Annotated in this window: 18 protein-coding genes; 6 read left to right on the top strand and 12 right to left on the bottom strand. The window is 65.6% G+C overall.

Annotation, left to right across the window (positions count from 1 at the left end):
* Positions 1 to 37 precede the first annotated feature (37 nt).
* Positions 38 to 2,488, top strand: coding sequence for an ATP-dependent DNA helicase (locus tag EYW42_RS10330; protein ID WP_237561307.1), 2,451 nt, complete (start codon positions 38 to 40; stop codon positions 2,486 to 2,488).
* A gap of 121 nt (positions 2,489 to 2,609) precedes the next feature.
* Here EYW42_RS10330 and EYW42_RS10325 read toward each other — a convergent pair whose 3' ends face one another.
* From EYW42_RS10325 to EYW42_RS10310, 4 genes are read right to left on the bottom strand one after another with little or no spacing between them, the layout of a single operon-like run.
* On the bottom strand, positions 2,610 to 3,980 hold the full coding sequence (locus tag EYW42_RS10325; RefSeq protein ID WP_135535175.1) for a hypothetical protein: 1,371 nt from the start codon (positions 3,978 to 3,980) through the stop codon (positions 2,610 to 2,612).
* Between the two features lie 32 nt (positions 3,981 to 4,012).
* Positions 4,013 to 5,110 carry an ABC transporter ATP-binding protein gene (locus EYW42_RS10320; protein ID WP_135535174.1) on the bottom strand — a complete coding sequence of 366 codons (1,098 nt, stop codon included), beginning with the start codon at positions 5,108 to 5,110 and terminating at the stop codon, positions 4,013 to 4,015.
* Positions 5,103 to 6,929: an ABC transporter permease gene (locus tag EYW42_RS10315; RefSeq protein WP_375137130.1), complete on the bottom strand. Its 1,827-nt coding sequence runs from the start codon at positions 6,927 to 6,929 to the stop codon at positions 5,103 to 5,105. Before EYW42_RS10315 ends, EYW42_RS10320 begins: the two co-directional genes overlap by 8 nt.
* A 16-nt stretch (positions 6,930 to 6,945) precedes the next feature.
* Positions 6,946 to 8,058 carry a thiamine ABC transporter substrate-binding protein gene (locus EYW42_RS10310; protein WP_135535173.1) on the bottom strand — a complete coding sequence of 371 codons (1,113 nt, stop codon included), beginning with the start codon at positions 8,056 to 8,058 and terminating at the stop codon, positions 6,946 to 6,948.
* A gap of 113 nt (positions 8,059 to 8,171) precedes the next feature.
* On the opposite strand from EYW42_RS10310, the gene EYW42_RS10305 reads away from it, so the two are divergent.
* Together EYW42_RS10305 and EYW42_RS10300 are read left to right on the top strand one after the other, a co-directional pair.
* Complete coding sequence (locus EYW42_RS10305) at positions 8,172 to 9,923, top strand: acyl-CoA synthetase (RefSeq protein WP_135535172.1); 1,752 nt, start codon at positions 8,172 to 8,174, stop codon at positions 9,921 to 9,923.
* 68 nt (positions 9,924 to 9,991) lie between these two features.
* Entirely contained in the window at positions 9,992 to 11,104 is a 1,113-nt protein-coding gene (locus EYW42_RS10300) for an AI-2E family transporter (RefSeq protein ID WP_161972938.1), read from the top strand.
* A gap of 96 nt (positions 11,105 to 11,200) precedes the next feature.
* Here EYW42_RS10300 and EYW42_RS10295 read toward each other — a convergent pair whose 3' ends face one another.
* The 6 genes from EYW42_RS10295 to EYW42_RS10270 form a co-directional block, all read right to left on the bottom strand.
* The gene (locus EYW42_RS10295) at positions 11,201 to 12,646 is read right to left on the bottom strand and encodes an MATE family efflux transporter (protein WP_135535273.1); all 1,446 of its coding nucleotides are present in this window, start codon (positions 12,644 to 12,646) and stop codon (positions 11,201 to 11,203) included.
* A gap of 279 nt (positions 12,647 to 12,925) precedes the next feature.
* Positions 12,926 to 14,209 (bottom strand): UDP-glucose 6-dehydrogenase AglM, encoded by a 1,284-nt coding sequence (aglM, locus tag EYW42_RS10290; protein WP_135535272.1) that lies wholly within the window; start codon positions 14,207 to 14,209, stop codon positions 12,926 to 12,928.
* A complete protein-coding gene (locus EYW42_RS10285; protein ID WP_135535170.1) occupies positions 14,206 to 15,189 on the bottom strand; it encodes a GDP-mannose 4,6-dehydratase in 984 nt (327 codons plus the stop codon). The genes aglM and EYW42_RS10285 overlap by 4 nt, the downstream gene beginning before the upstream one ends.
* A gap of 59 nt (positions 15,190 to 15,248) precedes the next feature.
* Positions 15,249 to 15,977 (bottom strand): UTP--glucose-1-phosphate uridylyltransferase AglF, encoded by a 729-nt coding sequence (gene aglF, locus EYW42_RS10280; RefSeq protein ID WP_135535169.1) that lies wholly within the window; start codon positions 15,975 to 15,977, stop codon positions 15,249 to 15,251.
* A gap of 59 nt (positions 15,978 to 16,036) precedes the next feature.
* Positions 16,037 to 17,494 carry a sulfatase gene (locus EYW42_RS10275; RefSeq protein ID WP_135535168.1) on the bottom strand — a complete coding sequence of 486 codons (1,458 nt, stop codon included), beginning with the start codon at positions 17,492 to 17,494 and terminating at the stop codon, positions 16,037 to 16,039.
* Positions 17,495 to 17,499: 5 nt separating this feature from the next.
* Positions 17,500 to 18,483: an alkaline phosphatase family protein gene (locus EYW42_RS10270; RefSeq protein WP_135535167.1), complete on the bottom strand. Its 984-nt coding sequence runs from the start codon at positions 18,481 to 18,483 to the stop codon at positions 17,500 to 17,502.
* 255 nt (positions 18,484 to 18,738) lie between these two features.
* Between EYW42_RS10270 and EYW42_RS10265 the strand changes: the two genes are divergently transcribed.
* Entirely contained in the window at positions 18,739 to 20,130 is a 1,392-nt protein-coding gene (locus EYW42_RS10265) for a sulfatase (protein ID WP_135535166.1), read from the top strand.
* Positions 20,130 to 21,545, top strand: coding sequence for an oligosaccharide flippase family protein (locus EYW42_RS10260; protein ID WP_135535165.1), 1,416 nt, complete (start codon positions 20,130 to 20,132; stop codon positions 21,543 to 21,545). Before EYW42_RS10265 ends, EYW42_RS10260 begins: the two co-directional genes overlap by 1 nt.
* Here the strand turns inward: EYW42_RS10260 and EYW42_RS10255 are convergent.
* On the bottom strand, positions 21,535 to 22,713 hold the full coding sequence (locus tag EYW42_RS10255; RefSeq protein ID WP_135535164.1) for a glycosyltransferase family 4 protein: 1,179 nt from the start codon (positions 22,711 to 22,713) through the stop codon (positions 21,535 to 21,537). The genes EYW42_RS10260 and EYW42_RS10255 overlap by 11 nt on opposite strands.
* Positions 22,707 to 23,624, bottom strand: coding sequence for a glucosyl-dolichyl phosphate glucuronosyltransferase (aglG, locus tag EYW42_RS10250; RefSeq protein WP_135535163.1), 918 nt, complete (start codon positions 23,622 to 23,624; stop codon positions 22,707 to 22,709). The genes EYW42_RS10255 and aglG overlap by 7 nt, the downstream gene beginning before the upstream one ends.
* A gap of 145 nt (positions 23,625 to 23,769) precedes the next feature.
* On the opposite strand from aglG, the gene EYW42_RS10245 reads away from it, so the two are divergent.
* Positions 23,770 to 26,745, top strand: coding sequence for an oligosaccharyl transferase, archaeosortase A system-associated (locus EYW42_RS10245; RefSeq protein ID WP_135535162.1), 2,976 nt, complete (start codon positions 23,770 to 23,772; stop codon positions 26,743 to 26,745).

Genomic DNA, 26,745 nt, shown 5'->3' with positions numbered 1-26,745 from the left:
TTTTCTCGGAAGCCGCGGCCAGTGTTCCGACAGTCCTATGCCCGACGCGGCAGTGATAGCGGATGATACCATGGGTGCCACCTGGCGGGACGTGTTCGGTCACGACCACCCGTACGACGACCAGAAAGACGGCATCGAAACGGCCGTCGAAACGGCGCGAGACGGTGGCTTCGTCGCGCTCGAAGGTGCCTGCGGAACGGGCAAGACGATGCTCGCTCTGACTGCAGGGATCTCGCTGGTGCGCGACCCCGACAGCGACTTCGAACGCGTGGTCGCGCTGACGAGCGTCAAACAGCAACTCCGCCAGTTCGAAGCCGACATGCGAACTATCAACTCGAACCTCCCGGACGACCACCGCTCCGTCTCGGGGCTGACGCTCGTGGGGAAAGCCGACGTCTGCCCGTACAACCGCGAGGGCGCGGGCGGCATCGACGACGAGAACGTGTACGACCGCTGCGAGGACCTTCGGGACCGCACCCGCGGCCTCACCGGCGATGGACCGACGACGGCGGAGGCGCTCACCGCCGACGCCCGGAGCCAGCAGGTCGGCCTCGCCGACTCGGGGTCGGGCGGCGCGACGTATCTCGAAACGGCCGACTCGCCGTCGCCGTATCCGGAGGGCATGCCCGAGTCCGAGGGCACCGAGTACTGCCCGTTCTACGCGCAGTACCTCGCGGACCTTCCGGAGGACGGCGACCCGGCGGAGGCCGTCCCCTTCGACTTCACCGCCGCCGGCCACCTGACGCCCGACGACCTCGTGGCGCGCGCGGTCGAACACGGCACCTGTCCGCACTCGATGATGGGCGCGATGCTCGGCCACGCGGAGGTCGTCGTCGGGAACTACTATCACGCGTTCGACCCGACGACGACCGGCTCCTTTACCGGCGCACTGTTGGACGATTCGACGTTCGTCGTCTGCGACGAGGCGCACATGCTGGAGCCGCGCGTTCGCGACCTGGTGAGCGAGGCGGTGGGCGACAGGACGCTGCGCGACGCCGAGACGGAACTCTCCCGCGTCATCCAGCCGATCCAGTTCGATGAGGGCGACGGGCGCGACAACGCGCGAGCGGACGCCGACCTCATCCGCGGCGAACTAGAAGACAGCGACGTCACGCTCTCGGAACTGCAGTCGACCCGGGAGTTCATCAGGGACCTGAGAGACGAACTGGACCGGCGCGTGACGGCGCATCTCGAACGGGAACACCGCGGATGGAAGGCGAACCTCAACGACCTACCGGACGAGGAGATACCGTTACGAGACCCCGAGACGCCCGAGGAAGACGATATTTCGGAGTGGGCCGAGCGCGAGGGGTACGGCGGGGGTGTCTGGGTGCGCGCCGAGACGGTGGGCGCGGTCGTGGCACGGATCCTCAACGAGGCCGAGGACGAGCAGAAACAGCGCGCCGCACCGGCCGCGGGCCGCGTTCTCGGCGAGTGGTACCGAAACGGTCACACGAACTACTTCCGCGAGATCGAACTCGAGCGGACCTGGGACTCGACGGAGCCCGACGGCTCCTGGCGTCGGGCGTACAACGCCAGCCTCTCGATGCACAACTGCGTCCCCAGCGACGCCATCGGCGAGCAACTCGCGGAGTTCGGCGGCGGCGTGTTGATGAGCGCGACGCTCGAACCGCTCGACATGTTCGCCGAGGTGACGGGGTTACGCCACATCGAACACGAGGAGGACCGCCCGGTCGTCGAGCGGACCTACGGCCTCGACTTCCCCGCGGAGAACCGCGAGAGCTTCGCGGTGGACGCGCCGAAGTTCACATATCAGAACCGTGGGTCGCCGCCGAGTGAGCCGGGGCAAACGAGCGGCGAAGGCACCGACCAGCGGACCGCGGATGAGAGCAACCAGACGCGCCAGACCTACTCGGACGCTATCGCCGAAGTCGCGCGCTCGCCGGGCAACGTACTCGTCGGGATGCCCAACTACGCGGAGGCGGAGTGGGCGGCCGGGAGTCTGCGCGAGCGCGTCGACAAACCCGTCCTCATCGACGAGTCCAGTGGCGACGACGCCACCGAGAACCTCAAAGACGACTTCTTCGCGGGCGAGTCGAAAGTGCTCGTCACCAGTTTGCGCGGCACGCTCACGGAGGGTGTCGACTATCAGGGCGACAAACTCCGCGCCGCGGTGGTTTGTGGCGTCCCGATCATCAACACCGCCAGTCCTCGGACGCGAGCGGTACGGACGGCGTACGACCGCGAGTTCGGCGGCGGTTCCGGTGACGGAGGCTCTCGGGGGGCGTCCCGCGGCGGGTTCGAGTACGCACTGACCATCCCCGCGGTACGGAAGGCCCGTCAGGCCATCGGCCGCGTGATCCGCGGCCCGGAGGAAGTGGGCGTCCGCGTCTTCGTCGACGAGCGGTACGCCCGCGATTCGTGGGACAGCGTTCGAGAGTACCTGCCCGACGACGACGAGTTCCAGCCCGTGAGCCCCGACATGCTGTCGTTAGGGCTGGACCGATTCTGGTCGAGCGTGGAGTAGCACTCCCGCGGCAGTCCACGGCTGAGACCCCTTGGTTTCATCTGGAGATCGTGATACGGTCGGGCTCCGTCGGTTCCAGGAAAGACGGCGGCCGCGAAGTCGAGGCTGGCCGCTGTGGCGGTCAGTCGTCGCACCGCCGCCGACGGATCAGCGCGAGTGCGGCGCTCCCTGCGATGGCTTCGCCGACGCCGAATCCGGGCGTACCGCTCGTCGCTGTCTCCTCAGTACTGGCGTCCCCGGGCGTCGTCCCGCCGTCGGCGGTATCGGGGGATGCTCGGTCGGTCGCCGCTTCAGTCGTTTCTTGCTCGCTCGCCATCGACGCGCTCCGCGCCTCGTTCCGACGGGGAACCGTCGCGGAGTCGAACCGATGGAGGGTCGCATCCTCTCCGTCACCACCAGCGAACAGGGCGTACGCTCCGTCGCCGAGGAGGTCACCGAAGTAGCCTCCATCGTCGTATCGGGCCTGCCACCGAACGCTGCCGTTGCGGTCGACGGCCGCGAGCCAGTAGTCGTCGACGCTGTCTTCGAGGACGAAATTCCCGCCGACAAGGTAGCCGGCGTCAGTGAGGACGACCGACTCGGCCGCCGATGCCTGCGACGGGAACAGGTACGTCGCCTGTTCGAGCGACCCTTCACCGTCAGCCCATCCGACTGTCGGACCGGCGTCACCGTCCGTGTGGCCGTCCAACGCGAGTGCGACCCCGTCGCCGTCGGTCGCCACCGACCGCACGCGGGTGAGGCCGACCCCGTCAGCATCGTCGTACGTCCGATCCCAGCGGGTATCGCCATCCGAATCGATCCGCAGGAGCAACGCGGACGACTCCCGAGACTCGCCGACGGTCCCGCCGACCACGATTTCGCCGTCGCCGACCGCGGTGACGTCCCAGAACTCCGCCGGTCGGTCTCGGTCCAGTGACCGTTCCTGTATGACGCTCCCGTCCTCGGCGAGGCGGAGTATCCACGGGTCGGGGTCGTAGATGCCCCGGGAGCCGACGATGACGTAGTCGCCGCCGTTCGTCCGGGCAGTGCCGCTGACTCGGTAGTCCTCCTCTACCTCGTCCTTTCCGTAAGTCCACTCGACCCCGTCCTGACCGACCTTCGATACCCACGGCGTCCACGGAGCCGTGACGGCGTCCTCCGGCCCAAGATCGATGCCCGCGACCACGGCGGCCTCGGGCGTCGGCACCACTGCGTCGACGGTGCTTTGTGTCTCTCGCTCGAACGTCGTCGCCGGTCGCTTCTCGCCATCGGAACCGACCGCCAGCGTCCAGTACGCTGTCGTCTCTTGGCCGATCGATCGGCCGGCGAGCAAAACGGCGTCACCGCGCCGGGCCGCAGCGTCGGCGTACTCCACGCGGCCGGCGTCGTAGCTCGTCGTCCACATCTCTTCGTCGGCCTGCCTCGCCCTGCGGCGTCCGACTGCCGTGCCCGCGACGCCACAGACCCCGGCCGCGCCGACCGCGCCGAGAAGTCCTCTCCGTGTGAGATGCATCACGAAAACGTATCGATCAACCGACGAAAGTTCTACCGGTCGCCTTCGACGACGTGTGCCGACCGGGGGTCGAACCCGACCGTTAGCGCGCCGTCGTTCGGTTCGTCCGGGAGGCGCACGACGAGATCTCGCCCGTTCCACGTCGCATGGACACGAACCGCCTCGCCCAGAAACTCGGCGTACTCCACATCGGCGGAAAGGCGGTTCGCGGGGGCGTCGAGAGTCCTCCCGTCCGCGGTGTCACCGGCGCTGCCGTCGGCCGCTCCGTCGACCACCGACAGCGCTTCGGGGCGGACGCAGAACGCGACGGACTCCCCCTCGGTAGCGTCGACGCGAGAGATCAGCAGGTCCTCACCGTCTACCGTTACCGTCGTCGTCTCACCGGCGTGACCGGCGACCCGGCCCTCGAACACGTTGTTCTCGCCGACGAACTCAGCGACGAAGCGGGTCTCGGGGCGGCGGTACATGTCCTGTGGCGTGCCGACCTGTTCGACGCGGCCGTCGCGCATGACGGCGACGCGGTCGGACACCGCGAGCGCCTCCTCCTGGTCGTGGGTGACGTACAGCGTCGTGATCCCGAGGTCCGACTGGATCTGCTTGACCTGCTGGCGGAGTCGCTCGCGGAGGCGGGCATCCAGCGCGCTCATCGGCTCGTCGAGCAGGAGAAGTTGCGGGTTGGGTGCGAGCGCGCGAGCGAGTGCGACCCGCTGTTGCTGACCGCCCGACAGTTCGCTGGGGTCGCGCTCGCCCGTCCCACTGAGGTCGACGAGGTCGAGGAGGTCGGCGACGCGCTCGTCGACTGACTGGCCGTCGGGCGGGTCGCGGAACCGCAGGCCGTAAGCGACGTTCTCGGCGACGCTCATGTGCGGAAAGAGCGCGTAGGACTGGAAGACGATGCCCACGTCCCGGTCCTCGGGCGGGACGCCGGTCATCTCGCGGTCGCCGAAGCGTATTTCGCCGGTCGTCGGGCTTTCGAATCCGGCGACGGCCCGGAGCGTCGTCGTCTTCCCGCAACCGGAGGGACCGACGAGGGTGAAGAACTCGCCGTCTGCGATGGTCAGACTCACGTCCGCGAGCGCCGTCGTCTCGCCGTACCGTTTCGAGACGGCGTCGACGCGCAGGTCAACCACGCTCGAACCGCCCCCCGAGTCGGTCGATGACGACGAAACTGACGCTCGTGACGACGAGCAGGACCGTTCCCATCGCGGTCGCCGGGCCGAGACGGCGGCCGCGGTAGCGTTCGACGGCGACTGGCATCGTGTAGCTCTTGGACCCCTCCGCGAGTATAACCGTCGAATCGAACTCGCCGACGCTGATGGCGAAGGCGAAGGCCGCGCCTGCGACGACGCCCGCGGCGACCAGGGGGAGTTCCACATCCACGAGCGCCCGGGCGCGACTCGCGCCGAGCGCGCGAGCGGACTCGACCATCGCGGGGTCGAGACGGCCCAGCAGCGGGGCGACGGAGCGGGTGACGAACGGGTACGCGGCGACGGCGTGGGCGGCGACGATAGCCGTCGCGCCGGTCACCTGGAGACGCCAGCCGCCGCCGAGCGGGATGCCGAAAACGGGGCCGAGCAGGAGACCGACGCCGGTGACGATGCCGCTGACGGCGATCGGTCCCATCGCGAGGGCACCGACGACGGCGCGGCCGCGGAACTTCCGGGTCGTCACGACGGCGGCGGCGACGCCCATCGGTAGGGCGACCGCGAGCGTCGCGACGCCGAACGTCAGCGAATTGCGCACCGCGGGCCACGGTTTCGTCTGGACCGCGGAGCCTTCGGCCTGCCGCTGGACGAGGAACTCGTAGTACGCGAGGGTGAGACCGTCGGGGCCGGTCACGCTCGTCCACACCATGCTCAGAACGGGGCCGACGAACACGACGACGACGACGGCGGCGTAGGCGAGGACGCCGAGGCGGACGGGGGACCGGAGCGACCCGAGCGACGGGAACAGCGGGACGCGTTGTAGCGGATTCGCCCCGCGACTCCCCGCGGCCTGGCGGGCCTCGTACCGCAGATACGCGTAGGTCAGCGCGAGCGACAGCGCGGTTTCGAGCGTCGCCAGCGCGGCGGCCTCACGGTAGTTCATGTTCCCTAATAGATTGTACACCCACACCTCGACGGTCGCCAGCCGCAGTCCGCCGAGCGCGAGGACGATAGGGAACGTCATGAACGTGAAAACGAACGTGAGGAGCGCGCCGGTCAGCACTGCGGGCAGGAGCTGCGGCGCGACGACGTCGAGGACCGCACGCCGTCGACTCGCGCCGAGACTGCGCGCCGTCTCGACGGTGCGGGCGTCGACGCTCTCCCACGCGGCGGCCGTCACCCGCGTGACCAGCGGCGCGTTGTAGAACGCGTGGGCGACGATGACGATGGAGAGCGTCCCCATCACGTCTATCGGTCCGAGTCCGACCGTAGCGAGGAGGTCGTTGACGACGCCGCGGCGACCGAACATGGCGATGAAGCCGATGGCGACCATGATCGAGGGGAGGATGAAAGGAAGGATCGTCAGCGAACGGATCGTCCGCCGGCCGGGAAACTCGAACCGGGCGAGGACGTACGCGCCCGGGAGGCCGAGGGCGACGCTCGCGACGGTCGAGAGGAGCGCCTGATAGGCAGTAAAGCCGAACAGGCCGAACGACGGCAGCCCGGCCTCCCCGGCGAGGAAGGCGGCGGCCCACGACGCGACGTTGTCGGCGTGGCGGCTGACGGCGAACGGGTCCGCGCCGACGCCGGCGAGCGCGCCCACGTAGAATGAGTCGGACAGAACCTCGGCGAAGGCGTCGAGCGAGACGGCTGGCGGGAATCCGGGGGCGATCCCAACAGCTTCCGAGAGGACGATCCCCACGGGCAGATAGAACATGACCGCGATAACGGCGGCCGTCGCCGCGGCGGCGACTCCCAGCGCGTGGCGTTCGACCCACGACACACTTCGCTCGACGGGTTTCACGGTCGTCTCTCCCGGTTCAGTTCCCGGCTATCTCGCGCGCCCAGTCGTCGACCCAGTCGTTCAGGTTGCCCTGCAACTGGTCGTAGCTGAAGATGACGGTTTCGTCGGGCACGTGAGCGTACTGGTCGAACTCCTCGTCCAGGTCGGCGTGGTCCGTCGAGGGCAACTGGACGTTGCGAACGGCGACTTCGGACTGGGCCGACTGCGAGAGCATGAAGTCCATGAACTCGAAGCCGAGCGCGGGACTGTCGCTCGCTTCGAACACGGCCATCCCCTCCGGATTGGCGTACCCCTGCCCGTTCGGGAAGGCGACCTGATGACGGCTCATGTCCTGGTCGTAGCGGTTCGCGTACACCTGGTCAGTCGAATAGGAGACGACCATCGGCCGCTCCTCCGCGCTGTAGGCGTCGTAGGAGTCGCCCCACGAACTGAAGATGCGGACGTCGTTGTCAACCAGTTCCTGCCAGTAGTCGAGGTAGCCGTCCTCGTCGAACTGGTCGACCGTCCAGAGCATGAACGCCCGGCCCGGGTCGCTAGACTGGGCGTTCTGTGCGAGCAGGGTCCCCTCATAGGGGTCGGTCGTCAGGTCGTCGAACGTCTCTGGCTCGTCGACCTCGTTCTCGTCGTACACCAGCGAGATGTACCCGGTGTCGTAGGGGAGCGCGCGGGATTGCGGGTCGAACAGCAGGTCGTCTTTGATGGCCGACCGGTTCTCGAAGCCGTACCTGTCGGCGCTCATGAACAGCGACTCGTCGAGTTCACGGTCTGCGATAACCAGGTCGTCGACGTTCAGGCCGAGATACACGTCGGCATCGATCTCGGCGTCCCGTTGCGCTCGCTGGACGAACTCGGTGACGCTGTTTTCCGCTATCTGCCACTCTAGCGTGACGCCGTCGTGCATCGATTCGAACTTCTCTTTGACCCACTCTCCGGGGCTGGAACTCGGTGCGTCGACGAACGACTCGTACGTTGCGACGGTAAGGGTCCCGTCGAAGCTCTCGGGCGTCGTCAGCGTCGACTCCTCGTCGTCGTCGTCGTCGGCCCCGTCATCGTTGTCTTGCGTGATACAACCCGCAAGCGCAGTGCTGGCCGCGCCGACGCTCGCCGTAAGAAACGTTCGCCGTCTCATTACTCGGTGGTTGTACTGGGTGTTTTTAACCCCGCCGATCCGCCATGACGGCGTCGGGAACCGATATCGGGTTCGGCGCAAAACTCAAATGGTTGATCGTTGAGGAATCGGGTATGTCACTCGACTACGAACGGGAGTGCGACGCCTTCGAGTGGAATATCCCCGCGGACTACGCCCTCCCATCCGTTCTGGAGGACCACGCGGAATCGTTCGGCGACCGCCTCGCGGTGAGATACCGCGACGCCGACGGGGGCGAGGCGGAGCGGACGTTCGGCGAGGTCCGCGACGACGCGAACCGCTTCGCGGCGGCGCTCGCCGACCTCGGGGTCGGCGAGGGCGACCGGGTGATGCACCTGTTCCCGCGCCACCCCGACGCGTTCGCCGTGCAGATCGGCGCGCTCGCCCGCGGCGCGATCCTGGTGCCTTGCTCGTCGATGCTCAAGCCGAACGATATCGCCTTCCGGGCGAACGACTGCCAGGCCGACACCATCGTCGTCCACGCGGACCTGACTGACATGGTCGAACCGGTGCTCGACGAAACGCCGTCGGACGCTTCGGTCCGTGATGCCTCGGACTCGGAATCCTCCTCTGAGACGCCGCTTGAGACCGTGATCGTGCTGGACGACGAGGGGGACGCAAGCGGCACTGCCGACCGCGAGGGCTGGCACGCGTACGCCGACCTCGTCGACGGCCGTGACCCCGACCACGAGGGGCCGGACCTCGGCGCGTCGGACCCGATGTCGATCAACTACACCAGCGGCACGACGGGTAAGCCGAAACCGGTCCTCCACCGCCACCGCTGGCTCTACTGCTTCGAACGGATCAACGGGCCGTACTGGTGGGGGGTCGACCGCGACACCGACTTCTCGGACGAGCTACTCTGGGCGACCACCGGCACCGGGTGGGCCAAATGGTTCTGGAGCCCCGTCGGCGTCGCGCTGACGACCGGCGCTCCCCAGTTCCTCTACGAGGGCGAGTTCGACCCGGAGACGTTTCTCGACCTCATGGCCGAGGAGGAAGTCACCCGCCTCTGTGCGGTGCCGACCCAGTACCGGCTGTTCACCCAGACCGACCTCGCCGACTACGACCTCGCCCTGACGGAGGCCGTGTCGGCCGGCGAACCGCTCAACCGCGAGCCGATCCGGGCGTTCGAGGACGCCGTCGGCGTCACGCCGCGGGACGGCTACGGCCAGACAGAGACGGTCGCGCTGGTGACGAACTACCCCGGCATCGACGTAAAGCCCGGGAGCATGGGCAAACCTGCGCCCGGCGTCGGGACGACAATACTCGATGTGGCTGAGGAGACGGAGGCCGAACCGGGAGAAACCGGCGAGATCGCCGTTCCCGTCGACAGCCCCGCCATCTTCGACGGCTACTACGAACAGCCCAAACGCGACCGGGAGACGTTTCGCGTCCGCGCGAGCGAAGCGAGTGCGGGCTCGGAAGGGGATTCCTCTTCCGGTGCCGACTACTACCGCACCGGTGACCTCGCCCGGCGGGACGAGGACGGCTACTTCTTCTTCGAGGGGCGGGCCGACGACATCATCATCTCGGCGGGCTACCGCATCGGGCCCTTCGAGGTCGAGGACGCGCTGGTCGACCACGAGGCCGTCGCGGAGGCAGCGGCGGTCGCCAGCCCGCACGAGGAGCGAGGCAACGTCGTGAAGGCGTACGTCGTCCTCGCGGACGGCTACGAGGGAAGCGACGACCTGATCGACGACCTCCAATCGTACATGAAAGCTGAGACAGCCCCGTACAAGTACCCGCGGCGGATCGAGTTCGTCGACGAACTCCCGAAGACATCCAGCGGAAAGATCCGGCGGATCGAACTCCGAGAGGCCGAACAGCGTCAGTTCGGGGAATAGTCGGTCGGTTGCGGCGAGCGGTTCGTCCGGGAGAAGCGTTTTTATCGGTTCCGCGTCACGATAGGTTCGTGTCCCGCAGTCGTCAACACGTCCTCTCCGGCATCGTCGTTCTCCTCGCCGTCATCGCGGCGGTCATCCTTCGCGATGTCCTGGCGACAGTGTTTTTCGCGGTCACGGTCGCCGCCGTCTCCGCCCCGCTGTACCGCCGGTTAGTCGCTTACGGACTCCCGCCGTGGTGGGCGAGCGCTGTCACGTCGTCGCTCGCGTTCGGGGCTGCAATCGCCGTGTTTGCTCCGCTCGGACTCGTTCTCTACCGGCGACGCGATCAGCTGGTCGAACTGTTTCATGCGCTCCCGCCGTCGGTCACTGTCGATGCGTTCGGCTTCCAGCAGGTCATCGTCGTCAGCGACGTTCAGGCGGCCGTCGCCGACTCGTTCGGAGATATCGCCGTCAGCCTACTCGGCACCACGTCCATCCTCGCCGTCAAGTTCGCGCTGTTTGCCTTCGTCGTGTTCGGCCTCTTGCTCGGTCAGCAGCGGGCCTATCGCGCGGTCGTTGGCACTGTTCCGGTCGAGTACCGCGACGTGGTCGAAGCGCTCCACGCCCGCGCCCGGTCCACGCTGTTTGCTATCTACGTCCTGCAGGCGGCGACGGCGGTCGGCACGTTCGCCGTCGCGGCCGTCGTGTTCACCGCACTCGGCTACTCCGGAGCGCTCACCTTCGCCGTCGTCGCTGGCGTGTTGCAGTTCCTCCCCATTGTCGGCCCGAGCGTCCTCATCGGCGTCCTCGTCGTTTACGAACTGCTCGCTGGCGACGCCGCCGCCGCCGCGCTGATGGGGGTCGCCGGTGCCGTTTTCATCGGCTATCTCCCCGACGTGTTGATCCGCTCTCGTCTCGCCCGCCGGAGCGCTAATCTCCCGAGTACCCTGTATTTCATCGGCTTCTCCGGCGGACTGCTCAGCCTCGGTCCTATCGGCATCATCGCCGGGCCGCTCGCCGTTGGGCTTCTCGTCGAGGGCGTCGAACTACTCTCCGCTGAGACGGGCGGGTATCAGCAGTCGACGCTCTCGGAGTCGAACGGTAAGCAGTCCCGCGATGACCCGGCGCTCGACGACGAACCAGCGCCCGTCGAGGAGTCGTCGCCTGCCAGCGAACCGCCGCCGTCCTCCGGCGCGGAGTGACGGCCATGATCCGGTCTCATAGGGACTGTTGTGACTGTGTCCCGATTTCGCGATCCCGTGTCGGCGAACTACAGCACTGACGTACAACAGTTCCACTCAGTCGTCAGCCACGGCGGAGTCAGGGCGGAACGCTCGGCTTATCGACTTCCATTTCCCCGTCGCGAAGCGGTGGTAGTTGATCGCCGCCGGAACCGTCGTCTCCGCGACGAACGAGAGGTAGAGACCCATCAGCCCCAGCGGCGTCGTGGCCCCGAGATACGCGATGGGTATCGCGCAGCCGAACATCCCGATCGCCTGGCTGTAGAAGGGCCAGCGCGTGTCGCCGCTCGCGTCGAGCGGTCCGGCCGCCGCACCCTTTACTGCCTGCGCGAGAGTGGCGATACAGGCCGCGTACAGCAGTGCCACGGCGACGGGGACCGAGGGGTCGGAGGCGTCGCCGACGAACGAGATCACGATAGATTCGGCGAAGACCGCGACCACGACCGCTGCGACGGCGTAGGTCGCGATAGCGAACCGGATGATGTCGCGGCCGTACGCGTCGGCGAGCGCCTCGTCGTTGCTGCCGAGCGCCTGCCCGACGAGACTGGAGGACGCCAGGCCGAAGCCCCACCCCGGCGTGTTCATTATCCCCCAGATGCGCCGCGCGATGACGTACGCCGCGACGACGTTCTGTCCGAAGAGCGCGACGATTGCGAGCATGGGGAACTTGGCGGCGGTCCACACCGAGTTCCGCCCGACCACGGGGAGACCGATCGTGACGATGTCCCGCAACACGCCGACGTCTGCGTAGGTTCCACGGAAGTCGACCTGTACGCAGAGGTCCCCTCTGCCGGGAAGCCATCCGAAAGCGAGACCGCCGACGAACGTCGCGGTTACGAGGACGTTCGCAAGCACCGTCCCTATGGCTGCGCCGACGACGCCCATTCCCAGACCAAAGATGAGCGCGGCGTTGGCGACGACGTTCGCCGTCGCCCCGCCCGCCCGAACTAGCATCGGCGTGTACGCGTCGTCGACGCCGATGAAGATCCGACTCCCGATCAGGTTCAGGCCGGCGAAGGGGACGCCGAAGGCGAGCACTCGGAGGTAGTCGGCCCCGAGTTCGATCGTCCGGGGGTCGTCGGTCATGACGGACACGAGTTCGGCCGGAACGAGATAGAACAGCGCGGCGACGGGCAACGTCACCGCGATAACCAAGGCGACGCTCGACCGGATGGCCTGTCCGAGTTCGTCGTACGCCTCCGCGCCGTAGCGCTGTGAGACCAGCGCGATGGTCCCGGCGGCGAACCCGCCGCCAAGTGAGAACGCGATGCCCCAGTACGCCGAGGCGAATCCGACGCCCGCGATAGCGACCGACCCGAGCGCGACGCCGACCATCGCCACGTCGACGGCGTTTTTCGACATCCTGGCGATACCGGTGACGATGCGCGGCCAGGCCAGATCCGTTGTCCGGCGCGCGCGCTCTTCGTCGATGAAACCGGCGCGGGCGAGGCCGAGACCGATCACGAGGATCAGCAGGCGGACGGGGTTCGGACTGCGTCGCATGAACGCTGCCAGGAGCCGCGCCGGGAACTTCGTCGCCAGGATCAGCAGGCGGACGGGATTCGGAATGCGTCGCACGTGGTAGTACTATTTCGATTCGAAAGTAAAGTGGTTTCCATCTCGGTCCGGTTCGGCCTGAGCGTCCGCTCTCCTCGATGTCGTACTCACACGGTAGAGCCCATATCACTGCGAGAACCGAGAAACCGGCCGCCGTGATCACTGCGCCTGTTCCCCTGCCGCGTCGTCTCTTCACTGACGACTAGATCACCGCCACGTCACCGCCTACCAGGTCAATCCCTCATACACGTCAAGCGCATCCGTGTCCACGTCGATCCGGCGGCCGTCGATCAGTACCGAGCGGGCCATCGCCGAGAAATCGAGCTCGTCGAACTCGGGCCAGTCGGTCGCGACCATGGCGGCGTCGGCGTCGGCCAGCGCGTCCTCGGCGGAGTCGGCGTAGCGCACGTCGGGGTATTTCTCCCGCGCGTTCTCGGTCGCGACGGGGTCGTACGCGACGACCTCCGCGCCGCGGTCCCGAAGGACACCGATGAGGTCCATCGCGCGCGACCCCCGAACGTCGTCCGTGCCGGGTTTGAACGCGACTCCAAGGACGGCGACGCGTGCGCCCTCGGGGTCGACGTGGTCCGCGAGGAGGCCGACCATCCGGCGGGGCTGCAGGTCGTTCACGTCGACGACGGCGTTCAGCAGTTCGGGTTCGTACCCCTGTTCGCGGGCGACCGCGCGGACGGCGTCGACGTCCTTCGGGAAGCACGAGCCGCCCCAGCCGAGCCCTGAGCGCAGGAACTGGTCGGAGATGCGGTCGTCGAGGCCGACGGCGTCGAACACCTCGTATGCGTCGACGTCCAGTTCCTTGCAGACGTTGCCGAGTTCGTTGACCAGCGACACCTTCGACGCCAGCATCGTGTTGTTGGCGTACTTGATCATCTCGGCCTCTCGCAGGCCGGTGTCGACGACGGTCGTCTCCTCCCGGAGGTCGGCGTAGAGTTCGTGGAGGCGGTCCCGGACCCACGGCTGTTCAGTTCCGACGACGATCTTGTCGGGGTGGAGGAAGTCCTCGACGGCCGTGCTCATCCGGAGGAACTCGGGGTTCATCCCGAGGCCGAGGTCGTCGCCGACGGTCTTGCCCGATGCCTCGGCGACGGCGGGGCCGACCACGTCGTCCGTAGTGCCGGGGACGACGGTGCTTTTCGTGACGACGGCGTGACGGCCGTCCTTCTCGGCGAGCGCGTCGCCGAGCGCCTCCGCGCCGGCCTCCATGACTGCGAGGTCGATGCTGCCGTCCGCCTCCGACGGCGTCGGCAGACACAGCATCGTGAGGTCCGTCTCTGCGGCCGCGGCGTAGTCGGTGGTCGCGCGGAGGCGACCGCCCGCGTTCCGTTCGATCCGTTCCTGGAGGCCGTCCTCGTGGATCGGCGCGTCGCCGTCGTTGATCGACGCGACGACGTCCTCGTCGATGTCGACGTTGACGACCTCGTGACCGAGGTCGGCGAGACAGGCCGCGACGGTCGTTCCGACGTAGCCGCTTCCGACGATAGAGACGTTCACGAGTTGATCACCAGCGGTTCGTACCACTCGCGGTTCTCCCGATACCAGTCGACGAACCGGGAGACCCCCTCCCTGATGCTCACCTGCGGTTCGTAGTCAAGCAACTCCGCCGCTTTCGACACGTCGGCGTGCGTGTGGCGTGCGTCGGCCTCGTTGGCGTCGGTGTACTCAATGTCGCCGTCCGCGCCCGTCTCCGCGATGATGTGTTCGGCGAGTTTCTGGATCGTGATGTTGCCCGACGAGCCAACGTTGATTTCCTCGCCGTCGGCAGCGTCGGTATCGAGCAACGCGACGCTGGCGTCGACGATGTCGGAGATGTACGTGAAGTCGCGCGTCTGCTGACCGTCGCCGTAGATCACCGGCGGTTCGCCGTTGAGACATCGGGTCGTGAAGTTCGTGATCGCCATGTTCGGCCGCATCCGCGGGCCGTAGACGGTGAAGTGGCGCAGGCTCACCGTCGAAATATCGTGGAGGTTGTCCCACACGCGACAGTAGTGCTCGGAACTCAGCTTCGTGATCGCGTAAGGGCTCTGCGGGTAGTTTGGATGCTCCTCGTCGTACGGCAGATAGTCGTCCTTGCCGTACACGGAGGAGGAGGAGGCGTTGACGAGTCGCGTCACGCCGTGGTCGTCCGCCGCTTCGAGGAGGTTCAGGAGGCCCCCGACGTTGTTCTCGTTGTACGCCTGTGGGTTCTCGACGCTCGTCCGAACGCCGGCTTTCGCCGCCTCGTGGTAGACGAACTCGATGTCGTCGCCAGCGATCACGTCGCGAACTAACCCCTCGTCAGTGATCGACCCCTCGACGAACTCGAAGCGGTCGTCACCGGCGTCACGGCAGCGTTCGACGTTGCGTTCTTTGATCCCCAGGTCGTAGTACGGGTCCATGTTGTCGAGCACCGTCACGCGGTGCCCGTCACGGAGGAGTCGTTCGGCGATGTGCGAGCCGATAAAGCCCGCGCCACCGGTAACGAGGACGTTCATATCCGACCTGTCCACGACGAGGGATTTGTGGTTTCCGGTTCTGACGGTTTCGATCCGACTCAGTGATCCGCGGCCTCTGTCTCGTCCAATCGACGCTCCGCCTCGTCACGGTCCTCGGGGTAGCCGACGTCGATCCGCCACCCGTCCATCCTGATCGCGTCGATAGTCCGCCCGGATTGAATGAGGAGGTCGACGGCGTCCGGGAGTTCGTACTCGCCGCGGTCGCTCGGCTGGACCAGATGACAGGCGTGGAATATCGCCGGCGTGAACGAGTAGAACCCGGTCATCACGAGGTTCGACGGCGGGTCGTCCGGTTTCTCGATCAGTTCGACGATCTCGCCGTACTCGTTCGTGTCGCAGACGCCGTACCGCGACGCCTCCTCTATCGGTACCTCCTCGACGAGGAAGCCGGCGTCCGCGCGGTCCTCCTGCTGACGGCGGATCACGTCGCCGAGGTTCGCCCGGAAGATGTTGTCGCCGAGCATCAGCACGAAGTCGTCGTCGACGTGGGGTTCGGCCTGGAGAAGCGCGTGCGCCAGCCCCAACTGTTCGCGCTGGTGAGCGTAGGTGATCGGGACGCCGCGGTACTCGTCGTCGTAGCGCTCGATGATCTTCTCTTTCTTGTAGCCGACGACGACGACGAACTCGTCGATGCCGATGTCGACCAGGTTGTCGAACACGTCCTCGATGAGCGGCTTTCCGTCGACTTCGACGAGGACTTTCGGTTTGTCTTCGGTGAGCGGGCGGAGGCGGGTTCCTTTGCCCGCAGCGAGGATGACTGCTTGCATGTCTGTATTCGCAACGGTGAGCTACAATAAAAGTAGGTTTCTCTCCGAACGTTCCGGTCCTACACGTAGCCGAGGTCCTCCAAGCGTTGATACGTCGTCTCGTCTACCTCCTCGACGCCGCCGGCGTCCGCTTTGACGCCGGCATCGTCGATACCGTCGAACGCCGCTTCGACTGCCGTTCCCGATGCCGAGTCGTTTCGGGACGAGAGATACACCGTCTGTGCGTCTCGGATGCCGACGGTCGCCGACTGGTCGCGCCACGTGACGTGCTTTCGAACCTCGTTCTCGTGTGTCTCGTACACGGCTTTCGACCGTGCCGTGTACGGTGTGAGGTCGTCGACGTACTCACTCGCACGTTCTTTCAGGGGTTCGGTAAGTCCCGCCGCCGACGCCAGCACGGGTCCGTCCGGAACGAACTCGTCACCGTCACGGTACGTTCCGTCCACTGCCGCACGAACTGCTGCGGGGAACTCCGTCAGCGTGGCCGGTTCCTCGATGGTTCGTCCCTCCGTCTGGCCGGGCGACTTCACGAACAGCGGAACGTGGAACAGGGTTTCGTGGATCGCCACGCCGTGTTCCGACACGCGAGTGTTCGGCCGAACGAAACTCGGCTCTCCGAACCCGTCTCCGTGGTCGCTCGTGATCACAACCAGCGTCTCATCGAGGACGCCTCGCTCTTCCAACGTCTTCAGAAGTCGCTCCAGTTCCGCGTCCATTTGATGTATCGCACCGTCGTAGAGGCTTTCGACGGCCTTTCGCTGCCACCATGGGCGCTGACCGCCGTTGAACTCCCACTTGTGATCCTCCGTCTCGTTCTGGATCGCCCGCGCTCTCTCGCCGCCCCACTGGTCGTGTTCGTCGCGCGGTTCGTACGGGATGTGTCCATCCATCAAGTTGATGCAAGCGGCCCACGGACCGGTGCGCTCCGCTTGCCAGTCGAGGAAGAAATCGGTGTAGACGTCGGCCGGCGTCGTCGCCTTGAGGAAGTCGGGTACGAGAGTGGGATGGTCCCAGGCCAACTTCATCGCGACGCCGTTCAGTAACGATTTAACGGGCGCAGCGCTCGTCAGTGACGCCTTCAGATACTCCCCGTACTGGCCGCGGCCTTCCTTCGCGACGAACTCCTTCGGATTGACGGCGTCCGGAAACGGCGAGTTCTGGGGGCCCACGACGGTATCGAAGCCGTCCTTCAGCCCGACTTCGACGTCCGTGATCCAGGTGTTCTCCGAGAACACACCGGTATCGTACCCCTGGTCGCGGAGGTCGGCGAACACAGTGTATTCAGGGTCGATAGAGTGGTCGGTCGACGTGACGCCGTGTTCCTCGACGTGGAGGCCGGTGAAAAGGCTCGTATGACTCGTGAGACTCTTGGCCCCGGGCGACCGGGCTTGTTCGTAGCGCGTCGCCCGGTCTGCGAAGCGGTCCAGAAACGGTGTCGTTTCGTGGTGATGACCGTACGCGGAGACGTTTTTGGCTCTGACACTGTCGAGGACGACGAGGAGGACGTTTGGTTTCATAAGTACTACATGTAGCCGAGGTTCTCTAACTGCTCGCGGACTTCGTCTCCGTCGTGGGTATCGGCCGGGCCTTCGATATCCCTTCGTGGTGTCCGGTCGTGGTCCGTCGCGGAGAGTTCAGCGTCGATGGCCGCTCGCACGTCGGTGACGCTCTCTACACCCTCTACCAGCCGTTCGTTCGTCGCGGCGACCATCGCCTCGTGGGTGTGTACTCCGTCCTGGAGTCCGTGGTCGCTCACCAGCAGCAGTTCGTCTTCTGGTCCGAGGTCGTCACCGAGTTCACCGACGAACTGGTCCAGTTCCTCGTACGCACGGTGTTGGAGGTCCGGACGGTCGTAGGCCACGTGACCGATGAGGTCGAGGCCGCTCGTGTAGCCGAACACGAGTTCGTACTCGCCGTTCCGGAGGGCCCGGCGAGTTCGTGCCAGTCGGATCATCGCCATCTCCATACACTGTTCGTAGAAGGCGTCCGCGTCCGACGAACTGTGTCCGCCTACGGCAGACTGGTCGCGCTCGAAGAGGTCGCCGAGACTCCGACGTAACGCGTGTTCGCGGTCTTCTTCGTCGGGGTCTACGACGTAGTTCGGGATCCCGATCGGTTTCGCGTCGCGTCCGTCAAACACCGTCTCGATCCCGTTTTCCTCGTAGTAGTCCGCTGGAGTCCGGAACGCATCCGCCGCCGTATTCGTGAGTAGCCATTCCCCGATCCGGTTCTGTAGCCCGTCGGGAAGGACGTAGTCCGCGGCAGTACTGCCGGCGTCGAGAAGGGGGTTACCCCATGCGACTCCGTCATCTTCGAGCGTTAATCCGTGATTAGCCGGTTTGAGCCCGGTAATGATCGTCGGCCACAGTTCGTGCGTACTCGGTTCGCCGGCACTGCTGGAGATCGTTTCGATAGAGCGGTAGTTCTCTAGCGTGAGGTGAGGATGCTGGGCTGGATCCACGAGGTCGGGATCTAGAGCGTCGATACCCAGTACGACAACAGTCATTTCGCGGGTGTAAACAGTACTCCATTAAGTAAGTTACTTCACCATTATTCATCAGGTACCGTCTGTTATCAGACCCGCCCCGCGGTAAACGATAGGTTTCCCGACTCGAACGGAACTCGGACCCGATCTCACAGGGCTTGGATACTACGCGTCATCCGAGACAGTTGAACTAGCGGTATTCATCGAACCGATACGTCTCCGTAACGGCGACTGAGAGGGAAAGATGGAAATAACTTCCCGGTGGACTACGTAACGATGGCGACCCCTCCGAATATCCTCTGGATCACCCTCGACAGCGTCCGTGCGGACCATACCACGATGGGTGGGTACGACCGCGATACGACGCCGAACCTCCAGCGGATCGCGGACTCGGAAAGCGGAGAGTATCTCTCGAACTGCTTTGCTGCGGGGAACGCGACGGCGCTGTCCGCCGCCTCTATTCTGACCGGCGTGTACCCGTCACACCACGGGTTACGGATCGCCAACGAATCGATCCCAGAGGAACTCGATACTGTCGCCGAACGGCTCGGTGACGCCGGATACGCAACGGCCGGACTCTCCCGGAACTCCTACGTCAGTTCCGGCACCGGTCTCGACCGAGGGTTCGACAGGTTCGAGTGGCTCGCCGCCTCGACGTTTCTGGACGTTCTCGGTCCGGAGACGATAGCCAAGTACTTCCTGAACATTCGCAGCCACTCCGCCGGAGTAACGCACGACACGGCCAAACACGCGACCCCGTTTTTGATGAACGAAGTCGCCAAAAAGTGGTTCACCGACCTCGGCAGCGACGAGCCGTTCTTTTTCTACCTTCACTACAACGAACCGCACCGTCCCTACTATCCGCCGCTCCCGTATCTGGACAGATACACGGACGGGTTGAATATCTCCGCCGAGGAGGCGGCTGACATCGCGATGCGTGTCCACTACGACATGGAGGAGATAGTCGCTGACGGCTACAACCTCACGGAGACGGAACAGCGCGCGATCGAGGCGATGTACGACGCAGAGATCGCATACACCGACGAGATGGTCGGCCGACTCTTCGATCACGTCCAGTCGCTCGATCTGGACGACACCGTCGTCGTCATCACCGCCGACCACGGCGAACTGTTCGGCGAGCGGGGGATGCTCGCCCATCGCATCGTGATCAACGACGCGGTAACGCACGTGCCGCTGGTGGTTCACGGTCTCGACGACGTCGATTATCCGTCCGACGGCCTCGTTCAACATCTCGATCTCATGCGAACGCTCGCCGATATGGGTGGCGCATCCACCGACGGGTTACAGGGAATCGATATGCGACAAACGGTCCGCGAACGGGTTATCTCGCAGCGCCAGGGGGCGAACTTCGAGCCCTATCTGGACCGAAACCCGGATTTCGACACGACGCAGTTTCACTCCAATATGCTCACGAGCCTCCGCACCCGAGAGTTCAGGTACGAGAAAAGTGAGGGGCGCTCCCGACTGTTCAAACTGCCCGACGAGATCACGGATGTCACGTCTGAACACCCGAACACAGCGTCTGAACTGGACGACGCTCTCTCGGAGTGGCTATCGACCGATGGGCGACTCATTGCAACCGGCGAAGGTTCAGAACTCACCGACGCGATGCAAAAACAACTCCAAGACCTCGGCTACATGGAATAATGCGTCTCGGTAGAACCACGCTGATCCACTTCGCGTCGCAGGTCGGCGTCTCGCTCGCCGGGTTCGCCGCCACCTTCGCTATCGCCCGCGTTCTCGGTGCGTCCGGACTCGGGACGTACGCCGTCGCAGTTGCGCTTCTGTTCTGGCTCAACATCCCGGCGAGTGCCGTGGGTAGCGCGGTCAACAAGCGCGTCAGCGAGGGCTCCGACCGCGGGTCGTATCTCACTGTCGGGTTCTTGCTGAACGCCGCAGTCGCGGCCACGGTCGCGGTCGGTATCGTCGCCTTCGGCGAGCAGGTCAACGACTACGTGGGCGCGTCCGTCAGCGGCCTCGTCGCCGCGCTCGTCGTCGGCAACGTGGCGATGATAACCGTCATCGGGGCACTCAACGGCCAGAAGAGAGTGGCCCAGACGGGTATCCTACGCTCCGTCGAGCGCGTCGGCCGGACCGGCTTTCAGGTGGCGCTGATCCTGCTCGGGTACAAATTGACGGGGCTTCTCGTCGGCCACGCGGTGTCGCTGGCGGCGGCCGCGGTGCTCGGCGTGTTTCTCTTCGAGGTTCGGCCCGCGCGGCCGACGCGTAAGCACGTCAGGCGTCTGGCCGAGTACGCCCGATACTCCTGGCTCGGGACGATCAAGACCCGCGCGTTCGGGTGGATGGACACGATCGTTCTCGCCTTCTTCGTTCCGTCGGCGCTCATCGGTATCTACGAAGTGTCGTGGACACTCGCCTCGACACTGGCGCTTGTGAGCAACTCCGTTCAGAAGACGTTGTTCCCGGAACTGAGCGAGCTTTCCGTCGAGGAGAACTACGACCGGGTCCATCACTACATCAACGAAGGGCTCGTGTTCACCGGCGTGTTCGCGATCCCCGGGCTGTTCGGCGCGGCGGTCATCGGCCCGCGGCTGCTCAAGATCTACCGACCGGAGTTCACCCGCGGTGCGACGATCCTGCTCGTGCTCATCGTCGCTCGCACCTTAGCGGCGTTCGGGGCGCAGTTTCTCAGCGCGATCAACGCGATCGACCGTCCCGACGTTGCCTTCCGGATCAACCTCGTCTTCGTCGTCTCGAACGTCGTCCTCAACGTCGGTCTCATCTCCCAGTTCGGCTGGTACGGTGCGGCGATCGCGACGGCGCTCTCGGCGACGATAACGCTCGTCCTCGGCTATTTCGCTCTCACCTCGCTCATCGGCCGGCCGGACGTTCCCTACCGGGAGATGGCACACCAGTTCGGCGCGAGTCTGGTGATGACCGGCGCGGTGTACGCGCTCGCCGGCGTCGTTCCGGGGTCGCACTACGCGACCGTCGCGCTCGTTCTCGTCGGCGGGGCCGTCTACGGGGCGACGCTCGTCGTGCTCTCGACCAGAGTCCGACAGAAGGCCGTCGCGCTGCTCCCGGCGAACGTCACCGCGTGATGCCGTCGAGGATCGCCGCGTACCGCTCGACGGCGGCCTCGAAGGAGTACTCCTCTTCGGTCAACGCCCTGCAGTTCCCGCTCACCGCGACGAGGTCTGGTTCGCTCAGCACGCGCGCTATCTCGTCGGCTATCGCCTCGGGGTCGCGTTCGGTCATGAGGAACCCGGTCTCCCCGTCGCGTACCACGTCGGGAATGCCAGACACCGGCGTCGCGTACACCGGCGTTCCGCAGGCGAGCGACTCCAGGATAGTCGTCGGTAAGCCCTCGGTCGGCTGGGACGGCATGACGAGCAGGCGGAGGTCGTTCAGCTCCGCCGGAACCTCGTCGTGGTCGACCCACCCCGCGAGTTCGACCGACCCCTGCGCGATCTCGTCCGCGAGTTCGGATTCCAGCCAGTCGGAGAGGTCGCCGTCGCCGATGAAGCGAAACGTCACGTCGTCGGGCAGGCGGCGCGCGACGGCGGCGAGTTCCCGGATCCCCTTCTCCTCGTCGATGCGGCCGAGGAACCCGACAGTTCGGTCGCGCGTTTCGTACGGAACGTCCACGTCGAACTCGTCGGTATCGACGTAGCGCGCGCCGTTCGGATGGAGTTTCTCCCGGAAGTCGTCGAGGCCGAGTTCCGCGGCCATCGAGGGCGTGTACGTGATAACGGCGTCCGCCAGATGGTAGTTGATCCGTTCGAGCGTCCACACGACGCCAGCCAGCGCTCGCGCGACCGGCGAGGGGAGGCGCTCCTCCCAGTTGAGGCGGAGCGTCAGTGGAACGTCGCCGCGGGGTTCGAGGACGACGGTCTTGCCGAGAAGCGACGCGACGACGACGGGAAGGACGTACGACGTCGCGCCGAAGAAGAGGACGACCTCCTCGTCCCGCCGCGCGATAGCCCGACACATCCGCAGTTGGTTCAGAACGAAGCGGACGGCGGCGACGGCGATGTTGTCGCCCGCACCCTCCCGCGTTATCTCGACGACCTCGTGCCGGTCGCGGATCGCGGAGTCTCGGGGAAGGTCGGCCGTGATCAGCGACACCGTCGTGACGGCGCTTATGATCTCCAGCAGCGTTCGCGTCGCGTTCTCCCCCGCGGCGGCAAGAGGGTGGGTGACGACGCAGACCCCCGCGTCGTCGGTGTGAGGGTCGACATCCCCGCCCGCGGTATCGCTCGTCACCATTTCACCGTCCCGTAGAGATAGCCGAGGCCGACGACGCCGGTGAAGACGAGCAGCGAGAGCGCCTTGAGCGCCTGCGACCCGGACTGTTCGGAGATGGCCCGTTTCGTCCGGTCCGGAACGAACCGGAAGAGCAACTTGCCGAGGAACTCGCTCTCTTCGCCGGTCGAATCGGGGACGAGCGTCTCCATCGCGCGCTTCGAATACCCCTGCCAGAACGCGCGTTTCAGCAACCAGACGGGGTCCGTTCGGTACTCGAACACCTTGTGGGCGACCGTCGCGTTCGGGTTGTACTGGACGCCCTCCCCGTACTCTCTGCGGAGACGCGCCGCCAGTTCCGTCTCACCGCCCTGGAGATTCTTGTCGCCTTTCCGGCCGCCGATGTTCGGGTCAAAACCGCCGAGGTCGAGAAAGACGTCGCGTCGAAAGGAGATGTTCGCGCCGAACGTGTTGCGCACTTCGCCAGGGCCGTCTGCGAAGCCGCGGTGCGTGACGCCGACCAGCCAGTAGAACTCGCTGGGGAGAAACGACGGTTTCCCGGCGACCCAGGCGGGCGTCATCTTCCCGCCGGCCGCGAGAGCGTCGTGGGTCTCGTAAGTGTCGACGAGTTCCGCGACCCACTCCTCGTCGGCAACCGCGTCGTCGTCAGTGAACGCGACGATATCGCCGGACGCGAGTTCGGTCCCCTTGTTCCGGCTCTTCAGTAATCCCAGGTTCTCGTCGTTGCAGTGGAGGACGACGCCGTCGCGGGTGCCGTAGTCCTCGCGCACACGGTCGTACACCTTCGTCGTCCCGTCGACGACGATGACGAGTTCGACGTCGTCGTACGTCTGGTCGAGGATGCTGTCGGCGGCCTCGCGGAAGTGGCCGTACACGTCCAGCGAGTAGGTGCATAGAACCACTGAAACCTTCATCACGACGCGATTCGTCGGCCCCACAGTAGTGGTTTTCCCCTTTGACCCGTCCGGTTCGGTCCGTGCCGCGAAGCGTCCAGATCCCGACAGCAGTCGGCGATCCGTATCACAAGGCCTATAGGCGTTTTCGGAGGATCCAAACCTAATGAGTAGCGAGACCGAAACGGTCGAGGACGAGACCGCCAACGAGCGGTCGGTGCTCGATATCTGGGAGGACTGGTATCACGTGCCGGTTCTCTCGGTGCTGGTGGCGTTCATGTTCTGGGTCCGGATCCAGGCGCGCGAGCGCTTCACCAGCGGCGGCGAGATACTGTTCAGAGGTAACGACGCATACTACCACTACCGCGAAATCCAGTACACGGTCAACAACTGGCCCTGGACGATGCCGTTCGATCCGTACACGCACTTCCCCTACGGCACGACGTCCGGTGGCCAGTTCGGTTCGCTGTTCGACCAGATAGTCGCGACCGCCGCCCTGGTCGTCGGCCTGGGAGACCCCTCCGGCGAGACCGTCCGGACGGTGCTTCTCTACGCACCCGCGGTGTTCGGGACCCTTCTCGTGTTCCCGCTTTACTACCTCGGCAAACACTACGCCGGCCGCCTCGGCGCTCTGTTCGGCGTCTTCGTGCTTGCGATCCTCCCGGGATACATTCTGGACCGCGGCACCGTCGGGTTCGGCGACCACCACATCGCCGAGGCGTTCTTCCTCTCTATCGCCCTCGTCATGGTTGTCCGCGCCCTCCGAGTCGCCCAGCAGGAAAAGCCGGTGTACGAACTCGTCGTGGACCGCGACTGGGAGGCCCTCCGCGACCCGACGATCGCTAGCGTTCTCGCGGGCGTCGCCATCGCGCTGTACCTGTGGACCTGGCCGCCCGGCATCATCTTTATCGGCATCCTCGGGGCCTTCTTCACCGTCTCGCTGACCCTCGATTACGTCCGCGGACGGAGCCCCGACCACACCGCGTTCGTCGGCGTCGTCAGCCTCGCGACGGTCGTTCCGATGCTCGTCGTCAAAACTGGCTCGCTGAGCTTCGAGACGACGACGATCTCGCTGACCCAGTATCTGATCGCCATCGCCGTCGCCGCCGGCTGTGCGTTCATGGCGTGGCTCGCCCGCAAGTTCGACGACCGGGACATCGCCCGCCACTACTACCCGGCCGTGATCGCGGGCGGCATCCTCTCTGGGGCTGTTCTGATGGCCGTTGCACTCCCCGACGCGTTCTCGCTCATCCAGGATAACGTCGTCCGCGTTTTCGCGCTCGGGTCGAGCGACACGGGCCGGACCGTGGGAGAGGTGCAGGCGGTCTCACTCGATGACGCCGGCTCCTTCATGATCAGCCAGTACGGACTGACCTATCTCACGGCGGCGTTCGGTCTGTTCTGGATGGCAGCGCATATCGCGCTCGCCGGCGACGACTACCGCCCGGACGAACTCCTGCTGGTCGTGCTCACCGTCTTCCTCGTCCTGATGTCACTGACGCAGCAGCGGTTCAACTACTACCTCGCTATCTCCGTCGTCCTGCTGAACGCCTGGCTGTTCGGGCAGATACTCCGCCTGCTCGACGTTCCGACGTCGGCGAAGCGTCTGACCGACATCAAGGGGTATCAGGTGTTGACGCTGGTCGCCGTCCTCCTGCTCGTAACCGTCCCCCTCGTCGGACCGCTCGCGTCCTCGTCAGCGAGCACGGCCGCGGCCGAAGCCGGCAATTCGACCGGTCCGGGCTCGTCCGCGTACTGGGCCGAAAGCACCGGCTGGCTCCAGGAGAACACCCCCGAACCGGGAACCTACGCGAACCCCGACGGCGAACCGATGGAGATGTACGAGACGTACGAGCAGACCGACGACTACGACTATCCCGAAGGCGCCTACGGCGTGATGTCGTGGTGGGACTACGGCCACTGGATCACCGTCCAGGGTGAGCGGATACCGAACGCCAACCCGTTCCAGCAGGGACCGCGGCCTGCGTCCGAGTTCCTCCAGACGACAAACGAGACGCGCGCCGAACTCGTTCTGGAAGCGCTGCCGTCGCTCGACGAGCGCGACGAACACATCAGCGACCTCTCGAACGACGAACTCCGCGAGGTCATCGCACAACAGAGCGAAGCGGAAGCACGGGAGGACACCCGGTACGTGATGATCGACGACCAGATGGCGAGCAACAAGTTCAGCCCGATAACGCGCTGGGCCGGTCCATCGTTCGGCGACTACCTCAGCACGCAAGAGCGGATGATCACGTTCCAGACAGCCGAGGGACAGGCACAACAGCCGGCTAACCTCTACGGAATGAACGACCGATTCGAGAACACGATGCTGTCGCGGATGTACTACCACGACAGCCAGCAGCTCTCGCACTATCGGCTGGTGCACGAAACCCGGTCCGATACGACCATACTGAGCCTCGCCCAGCGGACTGAGGGTGGGGCAACGCGACCGGTGGCGATCAACCGACGGTTCACGGGTCGCCTCGCGAACATGCTCCAGCGTCCTGATGTCGGTGCCTACGACATCCGTCGAGAGTCGACCGTCAAAACCTTCGAACGCGTCGACGGGGCGACCCTCGAGGGCAGCGTCAACGCCTCTAACGCGACATCGGTGACTGCGATGGTTCAACTCAACGGGACGCAAGACCAGCGTCAGTTCACCTACTACCAGAGCGTCGAAACCGACGAGAACGGCGACTTCACGGTGACCGTTCCGTATCCGACCGAGGAGACGCTTGGACCGGACGACGGCTACACGAACTCCAGCGTCCGCGCGGCGGGCAACTACACCGTCTTCACCGGGAGCCTGGAGGGCGTCAACGCCGAACGGATCGGGGACCGACACATCCTCCAGAACCTCGAGAACCCCGGCCAGATCGGTAACGCCGACGTGCCCGAACGGGCCATCTACGAGGGCGGCAACGTCACCGTCGAGATGGAGGGCATCGAAGAGAACCTCGATGTCAACGACACCGCCGATAACCAGACCAGCGAAAACCAGACCGCCGACAACGAGACGACCGACAACGGGAACACGACGGTCGGAGACGACGGCACCGGCAGCGACGGTGCCTCCGGCGACGGTAACGAGTCGGATACCGCACTCGACGGCCGGTTCGTGAGAGCTACGACGTCCTGA

The organism is Halostella pelagica (assembly GCF_004762015.1).
Lineage (GTDB): Archaea > Halobacteriota > Halobacteria > Halobacteriales > Natronoarchaeaceae > Halostella > Halostella pelagica.
The sequence above is the reverse complement of the archived record's forward strand: the minus strand, read 5'-3'. Positions and strand labels throughout refer to the sequence as shown.

Coding starts and splice junctions, on each gene's coding strand:
- EYW42_RS10330 (WP_237561307.1), top strand. CDS start 38: ATGCCCGACGCGGCAGTGATAGCGGATGATACCATGGGTGCCACCTGG.
- EYW42_RS10325 (WP_135535175.1), bottom strand. CDS start 3,980: ATGCATCTCACACGGAGAGGACTTCTCGGCGCGGTCGGCGCGGCCGGG.
- EYW42_RS10310 (WP_135535173.1), bottom strand. CDS start 8,058: ATGAGACGGCGAACGTTTCTTACGGCGAGCGTCGGCGCGGCCAGCACT.
- EYW42_RS10305 (WP_135535172.1), top strand. CDS start 8,172: ATGTCACTCGACTACGAACGGGAGTGCGACGCCTTCGAGTGGAATATC.
- EYW42_RS10295 (WP_135535273.1), bottom strand. CDS start 12,646: ATGCGACGCAGTCCGAACCCCGTCCGCCTGCTGATCCTCGTGATCGGT.
- EYW42_RS10285 (WP_135535170.1), bottom strand. CDS start 15,189: ATGAACGTCCTCGTTACCGGTGGCGCGGGCTTTATCGGCTCGCACATC.
- aglF (WP_135535169.1), bottom strand. CDS start 15,977: ATGCAAGCAGTCATCCTCGCTGCGGGCAAAGGAACCCGCCTCCGCCCG.
- EYW42_RS10275 (WP_135535168.1), bottom strand. CDS start 17,494: ATGAAACCAAACGTCCTCCTCGTCGTCCTCGACAGTGTCAGAGCCAAA.
- EYW42_RS10270 (WP_135535167.1), bottom strand. CDS start 18,483: ATGACTGTTGTCGTACTGGGTATCGACGCTCTAGATCCCGACCTCGTG.
- EYW42_RS10265 (WP_135535166.1), top strand. CDS start 18,739: ATGGCGACCCCTCCGAATATCCTCTGGATCACCCTCGACAGCGTCCGT.
- EYW42_RS10260 (WP_135535165.1), top strand. CDS start 20,130: ATGCGTCTCGGTAGAACCACGCTGATCCACTTCGCGTCGCAGGTCGGC.
- EYW42_RS10255 (WP_135535164.1), bottom strand. CDS start 22,713: ATGGTGACGAGCGATACCGCGGGCGGGGATGTCGACCCTCACACCGAC.
- aglG (WP_135535163.1), bottom strand. CDS start 23,624: ATGAAGGTTTCAGTGGTTCTATGCACCTACTCGCTGGACGTGTACGGC.
- EYW42_RS10245 (WP_135535162.1), top strand. CDS start 23,770: ATGAGTAGCGAGACCGAAACGGTCGAGGACGAGACCGCCAACGAGCGG.